General features: G+C 73.0%; 18 protein-coding genes. 9 read left to right on the forward strand and 9 right to left on the reverse strand.

What is annotated here, in order from left to right; genetic code table 11:
• Both ABS735_RS14830 and ABS735_RS14835 read left to right on the forward strand, forming a co-directional pair.
• The gene (locus ABS735_RS14830) at positions 1 to 360 is read left to right on the forward strand and encodes a sodium:proton antiporter (protein ID WP_373905708.1); all 360 of its coding nucleotides are present in this window, start codon (positions 1 to 3) and stop codon (positions 358 to 360) included.
• Positions 360 to 2141, forward strand: coding sequence for a complex I subunit 5 family protein (locus tag ABS735_RS14835; RefSeq protein WP_373905707.1), 1782 nt, complete (start codon positions 360 to 362; stop codon positions 2139 to 2141). The genes ABS735_RS14830 and ABS735_RS14835 overlap by 1 nt, the downstream gene beginning before the upstream one ends.
• 25 nt (positions 2142 to 2166) lie before the next feature.
• Here the strand turns inward: ABS735_RS14835 and ABS735_RS14840 are convergent, their stop codons facing one another.
• A complete protein-coding gene (locus ABS735_RS14840) occupies positions 2167 to 2850 on the reverse strand; it encodes a DUF4230 domain-containing protein (protein ID WP_373905706.1) in 684 nt (227 codons plus the stop codon).
• A 110-nt stretch (positions 2851 to 2960) separates the two neighbouring features.
• Positions 2961 to 4826 carry a tetracycline resistance ribosomal protection protein Otr(A) gene (gene otr(A), locus ABS735_RS14845; RefSeq protein ID WP_373905705.1) on the reverse strand — a complete coding sequence of 622 codons (1866 nt, stop codon included), beginning with the start codon at positions 4824 to 4826 and terminating at the stop codon, positions 2961 to 2963.
• Between the two features lie 201 nt (positions 4827 to 5027).
• Here otr(A) and ABS735_RS14850 point away from each other — a divergent pair, with 201 nt between their 5' ends.
• The gene (locus tag ABS735_RS14850; RefSeq protein ID WP_373905704.1) at positions 5028 to 5981 is read left to right on the forward strand and encodes a ribose-phosphate diphosphokinase; all 954 of its coding nucleotides are present in this window, start codon (positions 5028 to 5030) and stop codon (positions 5979 to 5981) included.
• Here the strand turns inward: ABS735_RS14850 and ABS735_RS14855 are convergent.
• Positions 5947 to 6333, reverse strand: coding sequence for an anti-sigma factor antagonist (locus ABS735_RS14855; protein ID WP_373905703.1), 387 nt, complete (start codon positions 6331 to 6333; stop codon positions 5947 to 5949). The genes ABS735_RS14850 and ABS735_RS14855 overlap by 35 nt on opposite strands.
• A 192-nt stretch (positions 6334 to 6525) precedes the next feature.
• Positions 6526 to 7467 carry an NADP-dependent oxidoreductase gene (locus ABS735_RS14860; protein ID WP_373905702.1) on the reverse strand — a complete coding sequence of 314 codons (942 nt, stop codon included), beginning with the start codon at positions 7465 to 7467 and terminating at the stop codon, positions 6526 to 6528.
• Between the two features lie 214 nt (positions 7468 to 7681).
• On the opposite strand from ABS735_RS14860, the gene ABS735_RS14865 reads away from it, so the two are divergent.
• Positions 7682 to 8077, forward strand: a complete 396-nt coding sequence (locus tag ABS735_RS14865) for a VOC family protein (protein WP_373905701.1) — start codon at positions 7682 to 7684, stop codon at positions 8075 to 8077.
• A gap of 17 nt (positions 8078 to 8094) precedes the next feature.
• Here ABS735_RS14865 and ABS735_RS14870 read toward each other — a convergent pair whose 3' ends face one another.
• On the reverse strand, positions 8095 to 8400 hold the full coding sequence (locus tag ABS735_RS14870; protein ID WP_373905700.1) for a DUF4235 domain-containing protein: 306 nt from the start codon (positions 8398 to 8400) through the stop codon (positions 8095 to 8097).
• A gap of 47 nt (positions 8401 to 8447) precedes the next feature.
• The gene (locus ABS735_RS14875; RefSeq protein WP_373905699.1) at positions 8448 to 9473 is read right to left on the reverse strand and encodes a glutathione S-transferase family protein; all 1026 of its coding nucleotides are present in this window, start codon (positions 9471 to 9473) and stop codon (positions 8448 to 8450) included.
• Between the two features lie 190 nt (positions 9474 to 9663).
• Here ABS735_RS14875 and ABS735_RS14880 point away from each other — a divergent pair, with 190 nt between their 5' ends.
• Positions 9664 to 10578 (forward strand): cation diffusion facilitator family transporter, encoded by a 915-nt coding sequence (locus ABS735_RS14880; RefSeq protein ID WP_373905698.1) that lies wholly within the window; start codon positions 9664 to 9666, stop codon positions 10576 to 10578.
• Between the two features lie 64 nt (positions 10579 to 10642).
• Here the strand turns inward: ABS735_RS14880 and ABS735_RS14885 are convergent, their stop codons facing one another.
• Positions 10643 to 11092, reverse strand: coding sequence for a nitroreductase family deazaflavin-dependent oxidoreductase (locus tag ABS735_RS14885; protein WP_373905697.1), 450 nt, complete (start codon positions 11090 to 11092; stop codon positions 10643 to 10645).
• Positions 11093 to 11472: 380 nt separating this feature from the next.
• Between ABS735_RS14885 and ABS735_RS14890 the strand changes: the two genes are divergently transcribed.
• The 4 genes from ABS735_RS14890 (at position 11473) to ABS735_RS14905 (ending at position 14586) form a co-directional block, all read left to right on the forward strand.
• The gene (locus ABS735_RS14890; RefSeq protein ID WP_373905696.1) at positions 11473 to 12711 is read left to right on the forward strand and encodes a cytochrome P450; all 1239 of its coding nucleotides are present in this window, start codon (positions 11473 to 11475) and stop codon (positions 12709 to 12711) included.
• A 12-nt stretch (positions 12712 to 12723) separates the two neighbouring features.
• Complete coding sequence (locus ABS735_RS14895) at positions 12724 to 12924, forward strand: ferredoxin (protein WP_007389386.1); 201 nt, start codon at positions 12724 to 12726, stop codon at positions 12922 to 12924.
• Between the two features lie 67 nt (positions 12925 to 12991).
• Positions 12992 to 13540, forward strand: a complete 549-nt coding sequence (locus tag ABS735_RS14900) for a flavoprotein (protein WP_373905695.1) — start codon at positions 12992 to 12994, stop codon at positions 13538 to 13540.
• Positions 13541 to 13617: 77 nt separating this feature from the next.
• Positions 13618 to 14586 carry an aldo/keto reductase gene (locus ABS735_RS14905; RefSeq protein WP_373905694.1) on the forward strand — a complete coding sequence of 323 codons (969 nt, stop codon included), beginning with the start codon at positions 13618 to 13620 and terminating at the stop codon, positions 14584 to 14586.
• 30 nt (positions 14587 to 14616) lie between these two features.
• Here the strand turns inward: ABS735_RS14905 and ABS735_RS14910 are convergent, their stop codons facing one another.
• Positions 14617 to 15303, reverse strand: a complete 687-nt coding sequence (locus ABS735_RS14910) for a DUF4232 domain-containing protein (protein WP_373905693.1) — start codon at positions 15301 to 15303, stop codon at positions 14617 to 14619.
• A 132-nt stretch (positions 15304 to 15435) separates the two neighbouring features.
• The gene (locus ABS735_RS14915; protein ID WP_373905692.1) at positions 15436 to 17817 is read right to left on the reverse strand and encodes a SpoIIE family protein phosphatase; all 2382 of its coding nucleotides are present in this window, start codon (positions 17815 to 17817) and stop codon (positions 15436 to 15438) included.
• Between the last annotated feature and the right edge of the window lie 163 nt (positions 17818 to 17980).

Raw genomic sequence — 17980 nt, forward strand, 5'->3', positions numbered from 1 at the left:
ATGACCGCCCTGACGCACGTACTGCCCTACCTGGTCGCCGCCTGGGTCTTCCTGGCCGGCTGCTACGGCCTGGCCACCAGCCGCAACCTCATCCACGCCGTCGGCTGTCTGTCCGTGTGCCAGGCCGCCACCTACGTCCTGCTGCTGGCCGTCGGCTACCGCGACGGCGCCACCGCGCCGGTGTTCTCCGACATCACACCCGGCTCCCGGCCGGTGGTCGACCCCGTGGTCCAGGCCCTCGCCCTGACCGACGTCGTCGTCGGCGCCACCGTCACCGCCCTCCTGCTGGCCCTGGTCGTGCAGGTCGCCAAGCGGCACGGCACGGTCGACCCCGACGAACTGAGCGAGCTGCGCGGCTGATGCACCACCTGCTGCCCCTCCTCGTCGCCGTCCCGCTGCTCGGCGCCGCCCTGCTCGCCGCCGGGGGCCGGCTCGTGCCCCGCTTCGTCGCGGAGAGCGTGGCCTGCGCCGTCGCGGCCGGCACCGCGGCGCTAGCGGTCCTCCTGCTGACGCACTCCTCCCCGCCGCTGACCGAGTGGGCGGGCGGCTGGGAGCCCGTGGAAGGCCACAGCGTCGGCATCGTCCTGACCGGCGACGGACCCGGGCTCGGCATGGCCGCGCTGGTGTCCGTGCTGACCCTGGCCGCCCTCGCCTACTCGTGGCGCTCCTTCGACGAACCGCCGCACGGCCACGCCGGGGCCTTCCCGGCGCTCGTGCTGGTCTTCCAGGCCGGCATGTGCGGCTTCGCGATCGCGGGCGACCTGTTCAACGCGTTCGTCTGGTTCGAGCTGATGAGCGTCGTCGCCTACGCCCTGACCGGCCACCGGGTCGAGGAGGCGAGGGCCGTACAGGGCGCGCTGGCCTTCGCGGTGGTCAACTCGCTGGGGGCCTACGCCCTGCTCATGGGCATCGCCCTGCTCTACGCCCGCACCGGGGAGCTCGCCCTGACGGAGATCGGCGGTGCGCTGGACTCCCACGGGCCTCCCGACGCGCTGGTGCTGGCCGGCTTCGTCCTCGTCCTGACCGGGCTGCTGGTCAAGGCGGCGGCCGTCCCGTTCCAGTTCTGGCTGCCGGACGCGCACGCGGTCGCCCCCACCCCGGTGTGCATGCTGCTGTCCGGCGTCATGGTCGAGCTGGGCGTCTTCGGCGTCTGGCGCGTCTACGACACCGTGTTCTCCGGTCCCGGCGGACTGCCCGCCGCCGACGCGGAGCGGGTCCTGACGGTGCTGGGCGCGCTGACGGCGGTGATCGGCGCGGTGATGTGCTGGCACCAGCGGCACATCAAACGGCTCCTCGCGTACTCGACGATCGCGCACACCGGCCTGTTCCTGCTCGGTATCGGCACCCTCACGCCCGAGGGCGACGACGGGGTCGCGCTGTACGTCGTCGGGCACGCCGGGGTGAAGGCCGCGCTGTTCGCCTGCGCGGGCATCCTCCTGGACCGCTACGGCAGCGTCGACGAACACGTCCTGCACGGCCGCGCCCGCCCGTTGCGCGGCGTCGCCGTGATGGTCGTCGTCGGCGCGCTGGGCCTCGCGGGGCTGCCACCGTTCGGCACGGCGCTCGGCAAGTCCATCGCCGAGGAGGCGGTGGGCGGCCCGCTCACCGTGCTCTACGTCCTGGCGAGCGCGGTGACCGCGGCCGCCGTACTGCGGGTCGCGGCACGGGTGTTCTGGGGGCTCGGCCCGGCACCGCGGGACGCCGGGGGAGAGGGCGCCGCCGACCCGGACGAGACGACGGGCTCCGGGGAGGAGCCCGAAACCACGCAGCGCCTCGGCCGGGTGCCCGACACCATGACGACGGTCCCCGCCCTCCTGCTGGCCGGGGCCCTCGCCGCCGGCGCCGTCCCCGGCTTCGGTGACGCGGTGGCCCACGCCATGGGCGAGGCCACCACCGCCGGACTGGTTCACACCTCCGCGCACTGGACGCCCCTGGGCGTCGGCCTGGGACTGCTGTCGACCGTCCTGGCCGTGGCCCTGGCGGCCGTCGCCGTCGCCCGCCCGGGGCGGCTCATCGCACCGGGCTGGGCGACGGTACTGCGGCGGCTGCAGTCCGGGCACGTCGGTGACTACGTGGCGTGGCTGCTGGTGGGCACCACCGTGCTGGGAGTGCTGGCGCTCCCGGCGGTCCTGTCCGGGTGAACCGGGCGGTGTCCGCGGGAAGAGCTCACGTCCCGTACGTCACCCGCACCTTCTCGAAGCCGAGGGAGGTCAGCAGCCCCCGGAGCATGGCGGTGGTGTTGCTCTCGGCACGCGCCTTCAGCTCACTGTCCTTCGCCGCGTCACCGATGTGCCGGGCCGCGAGCTTCTGCACGGCCTGCTCGCCGTTCGGGTTGTCCGAGAACAGGTCGCCGAGCCGGTCGAGCAGCCCGCGCTGCTTGGAGACGGCGTAGGAACGGTCGGGGTCGAGGGCCGGCTCGCCCAGCGCCGCGTGCGGCAGCCGCAGCGTGGCCGACGTCCGCTCCTCGTCGACCGCCACGTCGTCCTCGCCCACCTTCCCGAGGTCGACGTAGGCGTCGACGGTGCCCGCCCCGACGTACAGGGTGCGGGTGCCGCGGATCGCGTCGGGCAGGAACTTGGCGTCCTTCTCCAGGTCCACGACGACCTGGAAGTTGCCGGACGCGGCATCGTAACGGCTGATGTCCTGGACGGACTGCAGCAGCGCGGGACCCGAACGGTCGTGGGTCTCGGAGCCGAACAGGTCCTTCAGCCCCGGTACGACACTCAGCCGCAGCCCCGCGAACAGCACGACGAGCACCAGCACCACCGCGGTCAGCGCCTTCGCCCAGCCGGGCATGCGCCTCGCGGGCCGCTCGACGGAACTCGTGGGCTTCCTGACGGGAGTCGTCATGGCGACGGCCCTCCTTCCTACTCACCCGCATGCCCCCCATCTCCCGCGCCAGACAGCGCAGTTGGAGCACGGCACGGGGAGAGGGAGTACGCGGGGTGCACGGCGGCGGCTCAGCGCCCCGGCTTGAGCGGACGGTCGGCGGACCGGCGCGAGGACCAGACGGCCTCCCCGCGCGTGAGCCCCGGCAGCCGCAGCTCGGCCTCCCGCACCCGCCGGGCCGGCAGCTCGCCGGTGACGATCCAGGCAGGGTCGCCGCCCACCGTCCCGGTGAAGTCCGCGCCCAGCGAGGCCAGCAGGGCCGTCACGGCCGCCAGCGCGTCCGGCGGGACCTCCGCCTCGAAGGCGAGGTACGGCTCGTACAGCACGGTCCCGGCCCGGGCGAGGGCGCGGCACAGCACGATCGGCGTCAGCCCGCGGAAGTCGGCGGCGGTGCTGAGCGCGACGAAACCGGAGCGGGTCAGCGTCACCCGGTAGTCGGTGACCGCGGCCCCGGTCAGCCCGGTCAGCAGCGTGGCGTGGACCGTCTCCTCGACCGCCTGGTGGAAGGCGCGGGGCAGCGCGCCGAGTTCCGTCTCGTATGCGAACACCCCGCCCGAACCGTACGGACCCGGCTCGACGCGCAGCCCGATCGTCGCCCAGTACCGGGTGTGGTCGAGCCACGGCATCTCCTCCGCGGCCTCACCGGTGCCGGCCGGGCGCTCCAGGAACCGGACCCGTCCGGGCGCGAACTCCGCCTCGACGCCGAACTCCTCGGCCAGCGTCGCCGCGAGCACCTCCATCTGGACCTCGCCGTACAGGAGCAGCGCGGTGGCGCCGGACGCCGCCGGGCGGGCGTGCAGCAGCGGATCCTGGTCGGCCAGCGCCAGCAGGGCCGAGCGCAGCTTTGCCGCCTGCTCCGGGTGCCGGGCCCGGACCAGCGTCTGCAGGGTCGGCGGCGCGAACTGCGGTGCGCGGTCGGCCGGCTCACCGAGCCGGTCGCCGACGCGCAGGCCCCCGGGGACCGTGAGCGCGGCGATGTTCCCGGCGGTGAGTGTGGCGTCCCCGCCGACCACGTCGAGGCGGGTCACCCGGCCGGAGACCTCGGTGGTCCGCCCGTCGGACTCGCGCCGCAGGAACGTCAGCCGCCGGCGCGGGCGCACCTCACCGGCGTACAGCCTGAGGTACGCCGTGCGCTCGCCTGCGGGCCCGGGGCGTACGGCGAACACCGTGCCGCGCGGTTCCGCGGCTCCGGCCGTGCCGGGCGCGGCGGCCGGGACCAGCGCGACGACGCCCGCGACCAGCTCCGCGACGCCCTGGCCGCCGAGCGCGGAGCCGTGGAACAGCGGGTGGAACGAGCCGTCGGCGGTACGCGAGGCCAGGGCGGCGGCCAGTTCCCCCGCGGTCGGCTCGGGGCCGTCCACCAGCGCGGCCAGGACGTCCGGGTCGACCTCGGCGAGCGCCTGTGCGGTCCGCCCGTCGGGCGGGCGGCGGATGACCCGGGCGTGGTGGGAGCCCGCGCCCGTCACCTCGGTGAGCGGCGCGACGTGCGGCGTCAGCAGGCGCCGGACGTCGTCGAGCAGGCCGTCGGTCCGCGCGCCGGCCCGGTCGATCTTGTTGACGAACACGAGGGTGGGCAGCCGCAGCCGCCGCAGGGTGCGCATGAGGACGCGGGTGCGCGCCTGTACGCCCTCGACGGCGGACAGCAGCAGCACCGCGCCGTCGAGCACCTCCAGGGCGCGCTCGACCTCCGCGACGAAGTCGGAGTGTCCCGGGGTGTCGATCAGGTTGACGCGTGTGTCGCCGACGGTGAAGGCGGCGACGGCGGAGCGGACGGTGATGCCGCGGCGGCGCTCGATGCCGCCGTCGTCGGTCACGGTGTCGCCGGTGTCGACGCTGCCGAGCCGGGCGATGGCGCCGTGGTCGAACAGGAGCCGTTCGGTGAGGCTGGTCTTACCGGCGTCGACGTGGGCCAGGATGCCGATGTTCAGGGTGCGCATGCGTGGACGAGTCCTCGAAAGCCGTGGGCCGGAAGGGGCACTGGGGGATTCCGAGGAGTCGGCGCATGCGAGGAGTCCTGACGTGTGAGGAGCGGAGGGACCGCGGACGGCGCCATCATGGCGCGGGGTCCCGGGAGCGGCGCAACAGGATTTCCGTAAGCTGGGGATCCCGGCCGGACAGGATCACGCGAGGAGCGGTCCGTGCGAGACATCGCCGTGTTCAGCGGTAGTGCCCACCCCGAGCTGGCCGAGGAGGTCTGTGCCCAGCTGGGCGTGCCGCTCAGTCCCACCCGGGTCAGCCGGTTCGCCAACGACTGCCTCGAGGTGCAGCTGATGGCGAACTGCCGCGAGCGGGACGTGTTCCTCGTCCAGCCGCTGGTCAAGCCGGTCCAGGAACACCTCGTCGAGCTGCTCCTGATGTGCGACGCGGCCCGCGGGGCGTCGGCCGGCCGCATCACCGTGGTCATGCCGCACTACTCCTACGCCCGCTCCGACAAGAAGGACGCGCCGCGCATCTCGCTGGGCGGGCGCCTGGTGGCCGACCTGCTGGTGGCGGCGGGAGCGAGCCGGGTCCTCGCCATGACCCTGCACTCGCCCCAGGTGCACGGCTTCTTCTCGGTCCCGGTCGACCACCTGCACGCGCTGCGGGAACTCGCCGCGCACTTCCGGCAGTACGACCTCTCCCGCGCCACCGTCGTCTCGCCGGACCTGGGCAACGCCAAGGAGGCCGCCGCGTTCGCCCGGATGCTCGGCGCCCAGGTGGCGGCCGGCGCGAAGCAGCGGTACGCCGACGACCGGGTCAGCATCAGCTCGGTGATCGGGGACGTCGCGGGGCGGGACGTGATCGTGCTCGACGACGAGATCGCCAAGGGCAGCACAGTGCTGGAACTCCTCGACCGGCTGCGGGAGGCGGGCCCGCGCACCATCCGCCTCGCCTGTACGCACGGGCTGTTCGCGGCCGGTGCGCTGGGGCGGCTCAGCGAGCAGCCGGACGTGCTGGAGATCGTGTGCACCAACACCGTGCCGGTGCCGGTGGACGACCACACGGACAAGCTGCGGATCCTGTCCATCGCCCCGGCGCTCGCCGAGGCGGTGCGCCGCATCCACAACGGCGAGTCGGTCAGCGCCCTGTTCGACGCCCGGCCGGCCGGCTGACGCCGAGGGCCTCGTCCAGGGTCGGCCAAGGCGGCAGCAGCCGCCCCAGACCGGTGATCCGCAGCATGCGCAGGGTCAGCGGGTGGGCGCACACCAGGTGCACCTGCCCGCCCTGTTCGAGCACCTGGCTGCGGGCCCGGTACAGCAGGCGCAGCCCGGAGCAGTCGAAGAAGTCGATGCCGCCGAGGTCCAGGACCACCCGGGCGCCGGGGCGCCGGGTCTCCCGGTCCAGGTGCGGGGTGATCTCCGCCGCCGAGGCGATGTCGATCTCGCCCCGGAACTCCAGCACCGTGTGCCCCCGGTGGTGGCGCACACGGAGGTGCCGGGTGGGCGACGCCGATTCCTGCCGCACGAACCTTGCCTCCAGCCTGTTGCGGGCCCGTTCCGGCCTGCTTCCGGTGGCTCAACTACCCAGTCCGTTCGGAAAGTTACCCCGATCGAGCGAGTTTGAGCATGTTCGATTGACATATGTCAGCGAAATCTCACGCTGACGCCCACGCCGGTGGGGCCCCGCGACCCGTCCGCGAGCCGGAGGACCGAACGGTCAGTCGACCACGAGGACGAGCTTGCCCGTCGTACGACCGGTCTCGCCCAGCTCGTGCGCCCGCGCCGCCTCCGCCAGCGGGAACGTCTCCGCGATCGTGGCCCGCAACTTCCCCGATTCGACCAGGTGGGCGATCTCCTCCATGTCCGCCCGGTCGGCGTCCACCAGCATCGGCACCGCCCGTACGCCGAGCCGGCCGGCCTCCTCGACGAACTCCTCCGCCCCGAAGGCCAGGATCGACACCACGACTCCACCCGGACGCAGCACCCGCAGGGACCGCAGGGACGTGTCGCCGCCGATCGTGTCCAGGACGACGTCGACGTCCTTCACGGCCTCGGTGAAGTCCGTCTCCCGGTAGTCCACGGTCTCGTCCGCCCCGAGTGAGCGCAGGAACTCGTGCTTGCCGGCGCTGGCGGTACCGATCACATGGGCGCCCCGGGCCTTGGCGATCTGCACCGCCGCATGGCCCACACCGCCGGCCGCCGCATGGATGAGCACCCGTTGCCCCGGCTGCACGTCCGCGCGCTCCACCAGGGCCTGCCACGCCGTCAGCGACACCAGCGGCAGCGCGCCCGCCTGGACGTGGTCGATCCCGGCCGGCTTGCGGGTGAAGGTGCGCGCCGGAGCGGTGACGTACTCCGCATGGGAACCGTGGCCGAAGGGGTAGGACAGCATGCCGAAGACCTCGTCACCCGGCTGGAACGCGGCGACGCCGATCCCCACCGACTCCACCACGCCCGACACGTCCCAGCCCAGGACGAACGGAGGTTCGCCGAGGAAGGCGCCGGTCGCCCGGTGCTTCCAGTCGGTCGGGTTCACCCCGGCGGCACGCACCCGCACCAGCACCTCGTTCGGGCGTGGCTCGGGGCGCTCGAGCCGCACCTCCTTCAGGACCTCGGGACCGCCGAGTACGTCCTGGCTGATGGCGCGCATGGTGTTCATCGGGACCTCTCAACTCGGGGAGGGAACGGTGGCACGGTCTGCAACCTCCGACATGATCGTGCCATTCCCGGTGCCGCCCGGCACCGGGAGCCGGCGTGAACCGCCGCGTGACGGCCGGTGACTGCCCGCCCGACTGATTCGGCCGGGCCGGGATATCCGCAAGACAGGGGGCACGGGGCACGACGTCCCACGCCCGCGACCCATCGGAGGAGACATGGCACTGGTCAACGCGGGCGTCGTGGTGCTCGACTGCGCCGAACCCGAGCGGCTCGCCGAGTTCTACAAGGGGCTGCTGGGGGCGGAGGAGAGCGAAGTGAGCGCCAACCGGATCGAGATCGAGGGCCCCCGCGGTTTCCGCATGGCCTTCCGGCGGGACGTGAACGCCACCCCGCCGAGCTGGCCGCGCCCGGAGAACTCCCTCCAGGTCCACCTGGACTTCGTGGTGGCGGACCTGGACGAGGCCGAACGCGTGATCGTGGGGCTCGGCGGGCGGCCGGTGGAGGCGAAGGACCCGGCCGGCCCGCACGAGGAACGCGGCTTCTCCGACCCGGCCGGCCACTCCTTCACCCTCCGCCACGCCCTCGCGTCCACGGCACCCAAACAGGGATAGGGGGCGTCCGCGGGGGGTCAGTCCCGGCCGCCGCTCCCGGCGACCGGCCAGGCCCCGGTGGATCGCTGGATGACCTTGGCGCCCGTGCGGTCCACGGCGCTGCGCACCGCGGCGAAGATGGCGCCCTGGATCGCCGCGGCCAGCAGGATCTCGCCCCAGCCGCGGTCCGGGTCCAGCGCGTCGGGTGCGTCGTCCTCGTGCCGGATCACCTTCCAGGTCTTCTGGAACGTCATCCCGGCCAGCGTGCCGCCCAGCCAGCCGAGCGCGAAGCCGACGGGCTTGTAGGCGAGGGGGAGCTTCTTCTTCTTCGCTGTCTTCGCCATGGGAATCTCCTAGCCTTCTGTGTGCTTGCAGTCGTATGCGTACCGGGTCAGGGCCTGCCCCGTACCGGTACCTCCTCGTCGGCCCGGACCGGCCCCGGCGGGGTGCCGTCGCCGAACGGACGGCCGCCCAGTTCCTGCCGGTGGTGGGGCGTGAGCCAGCCGGTCAGGTCCGGGCCCATGGGCACGATGCCGGTCGGGTTGATGCCGGTGTGCACCTGGTAGTAGTGGCGTTTGATGTGGTCGAAGTCGACGGTGTCCCCGAATCCGGGCGTCTGGAACAGGTCGCGGACATACCCCCACAGCACCGGGTTCTCCATCAGCTTCCAGCGGTTGCACTTGAAGTGGCCGTGGTAGACCGCGTCGAAGCGGACCAGCGTCGTGAACAGCCGGATGTCCGCCTCCGTGATCGTGTCGCCGACCAGGTAGCGCTGCCGTTCCAGCCGGGGCGTCAGCTGCTCCAGCCGTCGGAACACCCCCGCGCACGCGGTCTCGTACTCCTCCTGGCCGGTGGCGAAACCCGCCCGGTACACGCCGTTGTTGACGTCCTCGTACACGTCGGACATCACCGTGTCGATCTCGTCGCGCAGGGCCTGCGGATACAGGTCGGGCGCACCCGGCCGGTGCAGGGAGGTCCACTCGGTCGCGAGGTCGAGCGTGATCTGCTGGTAGTCGTTGGTCACGAGCTTCCCGCTGGGCACGTCCACGACCGCGGGCACGCTCACCCCGCCCGGGTAGCCGGTCTCCCGCCGGTCGTAGGCCTCGCTGAGATAGCGGATGCCGAGGACGGGGTCCCGGCCGTCCGGGTCCAGCGTGAACCGCCAGCTGCGGTCGTCCTGGATCGGGTCGGCGACCGCCAGGGACAGGGCGTCCTCCAGACCGAGCAGCCGCCGGGAGACCAGGGCCCGGCTCGCCCAGGGACAGGCGCGGCTCACCACCAGCCGGTAGCGGCCGGCCTCCACCGGCCAGCCGTCCCGGCCGTCCGCCGTGATCCGGTCCGCGAAATGGCTCCGGGAGCGTTTGAACGCCTTCGTCCCGTAGCCGCTGTTGCCGGGGGTCCCGTCGTCACCGCTCATGGCACTGCCTCTCCGCTGTCCGTGTGTCCCTGTGTAGGCGTTCCCCGTTTTCGCCCGTCGGCACTGGTGGCCACCCGCAAGGCGGGGTGTGAGTCGCGCCGGCCGGGGCAGTCGGGGCTTCGTGAGTGGGACAGCCGGGGAAGAGAAGCCGGGCCGGAAGGCCGACCGCAGGACACGCGTCACCGTACTCGTGGCCCTGGCTGCCAACTTGATCATCGCCGTCGCCAAGGCGGTCGGCGGGTTCATCGCGGGGTCGCCCGCGCTGCTGTCGGAGGCGGCCCACTCGGTCGCGGACAGCCTGAACGAGATCTTCCTCCTTGCCGCACTGCGCCGCAGCCGTCGCCCCGCCGACCGCAAGCACCCCTTCGGCTACGGGAAGGAACGGTTCTTCTGGTCGCTGCTCGCGGCCGTCGGCATCTTCGTCATGGGCGGCTGCTTCTCCTTCTTCCAGGGCGCCGAGGCCCTGCGCAACGGAGCGGACGAGAGCCTCAGCGGCTACGTGGCCGGTCTGATCGTGCTCGGCATCGCCCTGCTGGCGGAGGGCGGCTCCCTGCTGCGGGCCCTGCACCAGGTGCGGGGCCAGGGCGGGCTCGCCGACGGGCTGCGGGACCCGGCGCTGCGCACGGTCGTCGCCGAGGACGGCACCGCGGTGCTCGGCGTCAGCCTCGCCATGACCGGCATGGCGCTGCACATGGTCACCGGGCAGGTGGTGTGGGAGGCCTGTGCCTCGCTCGGCATCGGCGCACTGCTCGTCTACGTGGCCTACCGGCTGGGCCGCGAGGCCCGCGACCAGCTGATCGGCGAGGCCGCCGACCCCGAGGCCAGCGGCCGGATCCGGGCGCTGCTGCGGGCCCAGCCCGAGATCGACAGCGTCGAGGCGCTGTTCACCATGAAGACCGGCCTCGACTCGACCCTGGTGGCCGCACGCGTCGATCTCGTGCCGGGCCTGGACAGCGAACGGGTGGAGGAGGTCGCCGTGCGCATCAAGAGGTCGATCGCACGCACCGTCCCCGAGGCGGGGCAGGTCTTCCTCGACGTCACGGACCGGCCCACGCGGGAGGCAGCGGAAGGCCCCGCCGCGACGGGGGAACGCGGCGGGGCCTGAACAACGTGTTCCCGGCACGGGCCGGTCCATGCACACCGATCCGGGAAACTTCGGCGCGCCCGGTTCAGCTCGCGTCGGACGGCTCCAGGACGAAGACGGGGATCTCCCGGTCCGTCTTCTCCTGGTAGTCGGCGTACGGCGGAAACGCCGCGACGGCGCGCTCCCACCACTCGGCCTTCTCCGCGCCGGTCACCTCACGGGCCGTCATGTCCTGCTTCACCGGGCCGTCCTGGAGCTCCACCCGGGGATCGGCGGTCACGTTGAAGTACCAGACCGGGTGCTTGGGAGCCCCGCCCAGGGAGGCGACCGCGGCATAGCGGCCCTCGTGCTCGACGCGCATCAGCGGCGTCTTGCGCAGCTTGCCGCTCCGCGCGCCCCGGGTGGTCAGCACGATCACCGGCAGGCCGGTGTCCCTCAGAGTCGTGCCCTTGGTGCCGCCCGAGCTCTCGTACAGCTCGACCTGTTCGCGCACCCACTGCGTCGGGCTCGGTTCGTACTCGCCGTCAAGAGGCATGTGCATCCGTCCGTAGTCGTCGTGACGTGAGGCCGGCCGGACCGGTGGACACCAACGACCGGCGCGTGACCATCCTTACCGCATCCTGCCCCTCGTACCCCGTGGCCGCGCGGACATCCGGACGGAGCCACTCCGGCCGCCGGTCGGTCGGACCGTGCCGCTCGGCCAGTTCCAGGGCGCGGCCGGGGCCGCCGGAGGTCCCGATCGCGCCACTCGCGCCGCGGACCCGACCGCCCGGAAGGGTTCCTGCCGCCCCTGACCGGTGATCCCCGGCCAGTCTGCTCCCGCCACCGATCTGGCCGAACTTGCCATCGCCCCATAGATGCCCGAGGCATCTAATGAAGATCGGTACGACGCTCTCTTCGTCTGCGAGGTCTTCCATGACGGACACCGACACGACGACGGACACCGACACGACGACGGACACGGGAACGGCGCACCCCGTCGCCTTCCCGCAGAACCGGACCTGTCCCTACCACCCGCCCGCCGCCTACGACCCGCTGCGCGCCGCCCGGCCGCTGGCCCGGATCACGCTCTACGACGGCCGCCCGGCCTGGCTGGTGACGGGACACGCCGCCGCCCGCCGGCTGCTGGCCGACCAACGCCTGTCGACCGACCGCACCCGCGACGGCTTCCCCGCCACCTCGGCGCGTCTGGCCGCCGTACGCGGGCGCAGGGCCGCCCTGCTCGGCGTGGACGACCCCGAACATCGCGCCCAGCGCAAGATGGTGCTCCCGGAGTTCACCCTCAAACGCGCTGCCGCGCTGCGCCCGCGCATTCAGCGCATCGTCGACGAACGGCTCGACGCGATGATCGCGCAGGGTCCGCCCGTCGATCTGGTGACGGCCTTCGCGCTGCCCGTGCCTTCGATGGTGATCTGCGCGCTGCTCGGCGTGCCCTACGCCGACCACGACTTCTTCGAGGAACAGTCCCGCCGGCTGCTGCGCGGCCCCCTGCCCGCCGACACCAAGGACGCTCGCGACCGACTGGAGGCGTATCTGGGGGAGTTGGTCGACCACAAGCGGAGGGCACCCGGCGACGGCCTGCTGGACGACCTGGTCCGGCGGCAGCTGGACGAGGGCGGCATCGACCGCGACCAGCTGATCGCGGTCGCGGTGATCCTGCTGGTCGCGGGCCACGAGACGACCGCCAACATGATCTCGCTGGGCACCTTCACTCTCCTGACCAACCCCCGGCGGCTGGCCGAACTGCGCGCGGATCCCGCCCTGCTGCCCGGCGCCGTGGAGGAGCTGATGCGCCTCCTGTCGATCGCGGACGGGCTGCTGCGGATGGCCACCGAGGACATCGAGGTGGACGGGCAGACCATCCGGGCCGGAGACGCGGTCGTCTTCTCGACCTCGGTCATCAACCGGGACGAGTCCGTCTACCCCGACCCGGACGCCCTCGACTGGCACCGCCCCGCCCGCCACCACGTCGCCTTCGGATTCGGCATCCACCAGTGCCTCGGTCAGAACCTGGCCCGCGCCGAACTGGAGATCGCCCTGCACACCCTCTTCGAGCGGCTGCCCACGCTGCGACCGGCCGTCCCGGCGGAGGAGATCCCCTTCAAACCCGGCGACACGATCCAGGGGATGCTGGAACTCCCCGTGACCTGGTAGGAGGGTCGCCACATGCGTATCGGCATCGACAAGGACACCTGCATCGGCGCGGGCCAGTGCGCCCTGACCGCCCCCGATGTGTTCACCCAGGACGACGACGGCTACAGCACACTCAGGCCCGGCCGCGAGGACGGCGGCGGCAGCGCGCTGGTACGGGAGGCGGCCCGCGCGTGCCCCGTGGGCGCGATCACCGTGTCGGAGCGGGTGGGCTGACCCCGGCACCCGCACCTCGCTCCCGGCCCGACGCCGGCGTCCGACGCCCGTTGAGTAGGGTTCCGGGGTGAGCGAACAGGCGGGAAATGACAACGGCGCGAGCCCCTTCCTCTACGTCGTCGTCTGCGCCGCGGGCGTGGCCGAAGACGTCGGCCGGCTGATCCACGCGGCGCGGGAACGCGGCTGGGAGGTCGGGGTCCTGGCGACACCGGTCGCCATGGGCGGCTTCTTCGACGTGGCCGCCGTCGAGGCGCGCACCGGCCGCCCGGTCCGCTCGGCCTGGCGCACACCGGGCGATCCGCGGCCCTTCCCGGCGCCCGACGCCGTCGTGGTCGCGCCCGCCACCTTCAACACGATCAACAAGTGGGCCGCGGGCCTGGCCGACACCCTTGCCGTGGCCACCCTGTGCGAGGCGAGTGGTCTGGGTGTCCCCGTCGCCGTCCTGCCCTGCGTGGCCGACGCGCTGGCCTCCCACCCCGCGTACGGTCAGAGCCTGGCCCGGCTGCGCGGCATGGGCGTGCGCTTCGGCGACCCGTACACCGGGGACGCGGGGGAGGACGGGGACCGCCCGGAGTTCGGCTGGGAGAGGGCACTGGACCTGCTCGAACGACGCTGACCGGACGGGGTTCGAGCCCGCACGAAGACGTACGCTCGCCCTGGTACCGATGATCGGCGAAGACAGGAGCGGCAACGATGCAGTACGTGAAGCTCGGTTCGACGGGCCTGGACGTGTCGCGGGTCTGCCTGGGCTGCATGACCTACGGCGTGCCCGACCGCGGCACGCACGAGTGGACCCTCGACGAGGAGGCCTCGCGCCCGCTGATCCGGCAGGCGCTGGAGGCCGGCATCACCTTCTTCGACACGGCCAACGTCTACTCCGACGGCACCAGCGAGGAGATCGTCGGCAAGGCGCTCGGGGACTTCGCGCGCCGCGACGACATCGTGCTCGCGACCAAGGTGAACGGCCGGATGCGCCCCGGGCCGAACGGCGCCGGGCTGTCCCGCAAGGCGATCATGACCGAGATCGAGCACAGCCTGCGGCGCCTGGGCACCGACTACGTCGACCTTTACCAGATCCACCGCTTCGACCCGCACACCCCGGTCGAGGAGACGATGGAGGCCCTGCACGACTTGGTCAAGGCGGGCAAGGTCCGCTACATCGGGGCCAGTTCGATGTACGCCTGGCAGTTCTCCAAGATGCAGTACACGGCCGAGCGGAACGGCTGGACCAAGTTCGTGTCCATGCAGAACCACTACAACCTCGTCTACCGCGAGGAGGAGCGCGAGATGCTGCCCCTCTGCGCTGACCAGGGCGTCGGCGTGCTGCCCTGGAGCCCGCTCGCCCGCGGCCGCCTCACCCGTGACTGGGACACCGCCACGGGGCGCAGCGCCACCGACAACTTCGGCAGCACCCTGTACCAGGAGGGCGACCGCGCCGTGGTCGAGGCCGTCACCCGCATCGCGGGCGAGCGCGGGGTCCCGCGCGCCCAGGTGGCCCTGGCGTGGCTGCTGCACCAGGACCCGGTGACCGCGCCCATCGTCGGCGCCTCCAAGCCGGGCCATCTCGAGGACGCCGTGGCGGCGGTCGAACTGACGCTCAGCGAGAAGGAGACGGAGGAACTGGAGCGGCCCTACGCGCCGCACCCGATCGCCGGTCACTGATCACGGACCGGCACTTCGAGGACGGGTGCCTCAGGGGCCGGTGCCCGCGTCCAGGGCGGTGACGGACACCGACGACGCGTTGCCGCCGACCGGGACCTCACCGGCCGTCCACTTCACCGTGAGGGGCTCCCGCTCGTCCGGCGGCGTGACGAGCAGCGCCGCCGGAGTGGCCGTGCGGGCGCCGCTGATCTGCGGACTGGAGAACGACAGCCCGGCCCACGCGCTCTTGCCCGGCGTCAGCGTGACCGTCTGCGGGGAGCCGGGCGCCCGCTCGGGGTCCGGGCCCAGCTGCTTGCCGGACGCGTCCACGAAGGCGGCGCCGGGATAGCCGTACATCGTGCAGGTGCGCTCCGAGGTGTTGGTCAGCACGACGGGGAAGTTGCGCTGACCGGCCCCCGGGTCCACGCGGCCGACGGCGGCCCGCAGTTCGGAGGTGTGGCATCGGCCGTCGGTGCGGGCCGAAGCGGAGGCCGAACCCGCGGTGTCGCTGGGCGTGGCACCGACCGCCGGGGCGGTGTCGCCGGGCGTCGCGGAGCCGCTGCCCGGGTCCGCGCTGCTGCTGCCCGGGTCGGTGCTGCTGCTGCGGGCGGCCTTGCCGGGCTCCGGGGTGCCGCTCGACGTGGCGCTCTCGCTGCCGCAGGCGGTCAGCAGACCGAGCAACGCGACCCCGCTCGCGAACAGGGCCGCCCGGCGTACCGGCTGGGACGTGTCAGCCATCGCTTCTCCACACTCCCGTCAGGTTCTCGCACCCGGTCCCTCGGCGACCGGCACCGTGTGCTCCCTCCTGTCGAGTGTCCCGTCGCGCGGTCCGGGAAACGAGGGGGCGCACTCCGCATCGAGGCGAGTTGTTCACTCCTCGTCGTCGAGCAGTCCCAGCTCCGCCCAGATCGTCTTGCCCTCGGCCGTGTGCCTGCTGCCCCAGCGCTGGGTGAGCTGGGCCACGAGGAGCAGGCCGCGCCCGCCCTCGTCCCAGGTCCTGGCCCGGCGCAGATGCGGCGCGGTGTGGCTGGTGTCGGAGACCTCGCAGATCAGCGTGGCCGTGTCGTGGATCAGCCGGAGCCGGATCGGCGGGGAGCCGTACCGGATGGCGTTGGTGACCAGTTCGCTCACGACCAGCTCGGCGGTGAAGGTCGCCTCCAGCAGGCCCCAGTTGGACAGTTGTTCGAGTACCTGCTTGCGTACCGGGGCGACCAGTGCGGGGTCGGCCGGGATGTCCCAGGTGGCGACCTGTCCGGCGGGCAGCCCCCGGGTGCGGGCCAGCAGCAGGGCCACGTCGTCGGCGGCGCTGCCCGCGGGGAGGAGGGTGTGCAGTACGCGGTCGCAGGCGGCGTCCAGGGAGTCGGCGGGGGCGGCCAGCGCCTCGCGCAGCAGCGCCTGGCCGGCGTCGGTGTCCCGGTCCCGGCTCTCGACCAGACCGTCGGTGTAGAGTGCCAGCACGCTGCCCTCGCGCAGCTCCAGCTCGGCCGACTCGAACGGGAGCCCGCCCACGCCCAGCGGTGGCCCGGAGGGCAGTTCGACCTGCTCGGGCGGGCCGTCCGGCGGGATCAGCACGGGTGCCGGGTGCCCGGCCCGTGCCATGGCGCAGTGCCGCGACACCGGGTCGTACACCACGTACAGACACGTCGCGCCGACCTCGCCCGCCCGGTCGTCGCCGGACTCCTCGGACAGCCGTACCACCAGGTCGTCGAGGTGGGTGAGCAACTCCTCGGGCGTCAGGTCGATGTCGGCGAGGGTGCGCACGGCGGTGCGCAGCCGGCCCATGGTGGCCGAGGCCGGGATCCCGTGGCCGACGACGTCCCCGACGACCATGGCGACCCGCATACCGGACAGCGGGATGACGTCGAACCAGTCGCCGCCGACGCCCGAGCGGGCCGCCGGAAGGTAGCGGGAGGTCGCCTGCACCGCGGCGGTGGGCGGCAGCCACCGGGGCAGCAGGCTGCGCTGCAGGGTCAGTGTGGCCTCGCGCTCGCGCGAGTAGCGGCGGGCGTTGTCGATGCAGACGGCGGCGCGGGCGCTGACCTCCTCGGCCAGCAGCACGTCGTCGTGCGCGAACGGGTCGGGACGCCGGAACCGGGTGAAGACCGCGACGCCGAGGGTGGTACCGCGGGCCTGGAGCGGCACCGACATCGTGGAGTGGATGCCGTACTCCTTCACCCGCCGCAGGCGGGCGGGGTCCCACTGCAGCCAGCGTTCCAGATCGCCGTATGCCTCGGCGGCCACGATGGCCTGCCCCGAGAGCAGGCACTCGGCCTGGGGGGAGCCGGCCGGGTAGACGTCCAGCTCTCCGGTCGCGGCCACCGCCTGCGGGCAGTCGGCGGTGACCGACCGGTGCGCCGTGCGGCGCAGGCCGACCGGCGGCTCGACCACGGCTGCGGGCTCACCGCCGTGCTCGTGCGGGTCCAGCAGGTCGACGCTGACGAAGTCGGCGAGCGCGGGCACGCACACGTCCGCCAGTTCCTGCGCCGTACGGGTGACGTCGAGGGTGGTGCCGATGCGCACGCTGGCCTCGTTGACCAGTTGCAGCCGCTCTCGGGCGCGGTGCTGCTCCGTGAAGTCGTGGGCGCTCACACACACGCCGCACACCTGACCGTCGGCGTCGGTGAGCGGTGCGATCCGGGCGTTCCACGCGTGGGCGCGGCTCTCGCCGACGGCCTTGAGACGGGTCTGCATGTCGTGCCGGCGGCCGGAGGTCAGCACTCGCCGCATCTGCCGTTCCAGTTCGGCGTTCTGCGGCCGGCCGCTGATGTCGGTGGCCCGCAGACCGCGCACCCGGTCCGGCGGCAGTCCCAGCAGACGCGCCATGGCGTCGTTGACCCCGCGCAGCAGGAGTCGGTCGTCGAAGATCATCATGGCGCAGGGCGACTGGGCGAGGGCCGCTCTGACCAGCGGATCGTCCTCCGGTTCGGGACCGGAGTCCAGCGGGGTGACGGCCAGCCACGTGGCCGGGGCGTCGTCCGCCGCCGGTCTGCGGTGCGCGAGCACCCACACCGACACGGTGTGCCCGTCGCGGTGCCGCAGCGCCAGGGTGCCGCTCCACTGTTCGTCGTCGCGTCCGGGGGGTGTGCCGTCGCGACCGTCCGCGAGCAGGTCGGCGGCAGGACGCCCCACCACCTCGGCGGCCGGGTGGCCGAGCAGCAGGCGGGCGCCCTCGTTCCACTCGCGCAAGGTGCCGGAGCCGTCGACGACGGCGCGGGCCGTGGCGGCATCGTCGAACGGGTTGACCGGACTCATCGTCGCCACTCCATTGCGCACACTCACAGTGATCAGCGCGTCACCTTGTTCCCAGCCTAGTGGGTTCGGGCCCCGCGCGGACCCCGAACTCACCGGCCCCACGGAGCCCGACCGTCGCGCAGGACGCCGGGTGGTCCGGGCGGGGCAGGGTAGAAAGTGCTTT

It is taken from the genome of Streptomyces sp. MMCC 100 (assembly GCF_041538145.2).
Classification (GTDB): Bacteria; Actinomycetota; Actinomycetes; order Streptomycetales; family Streptomycetaceae; genus Streptomyces.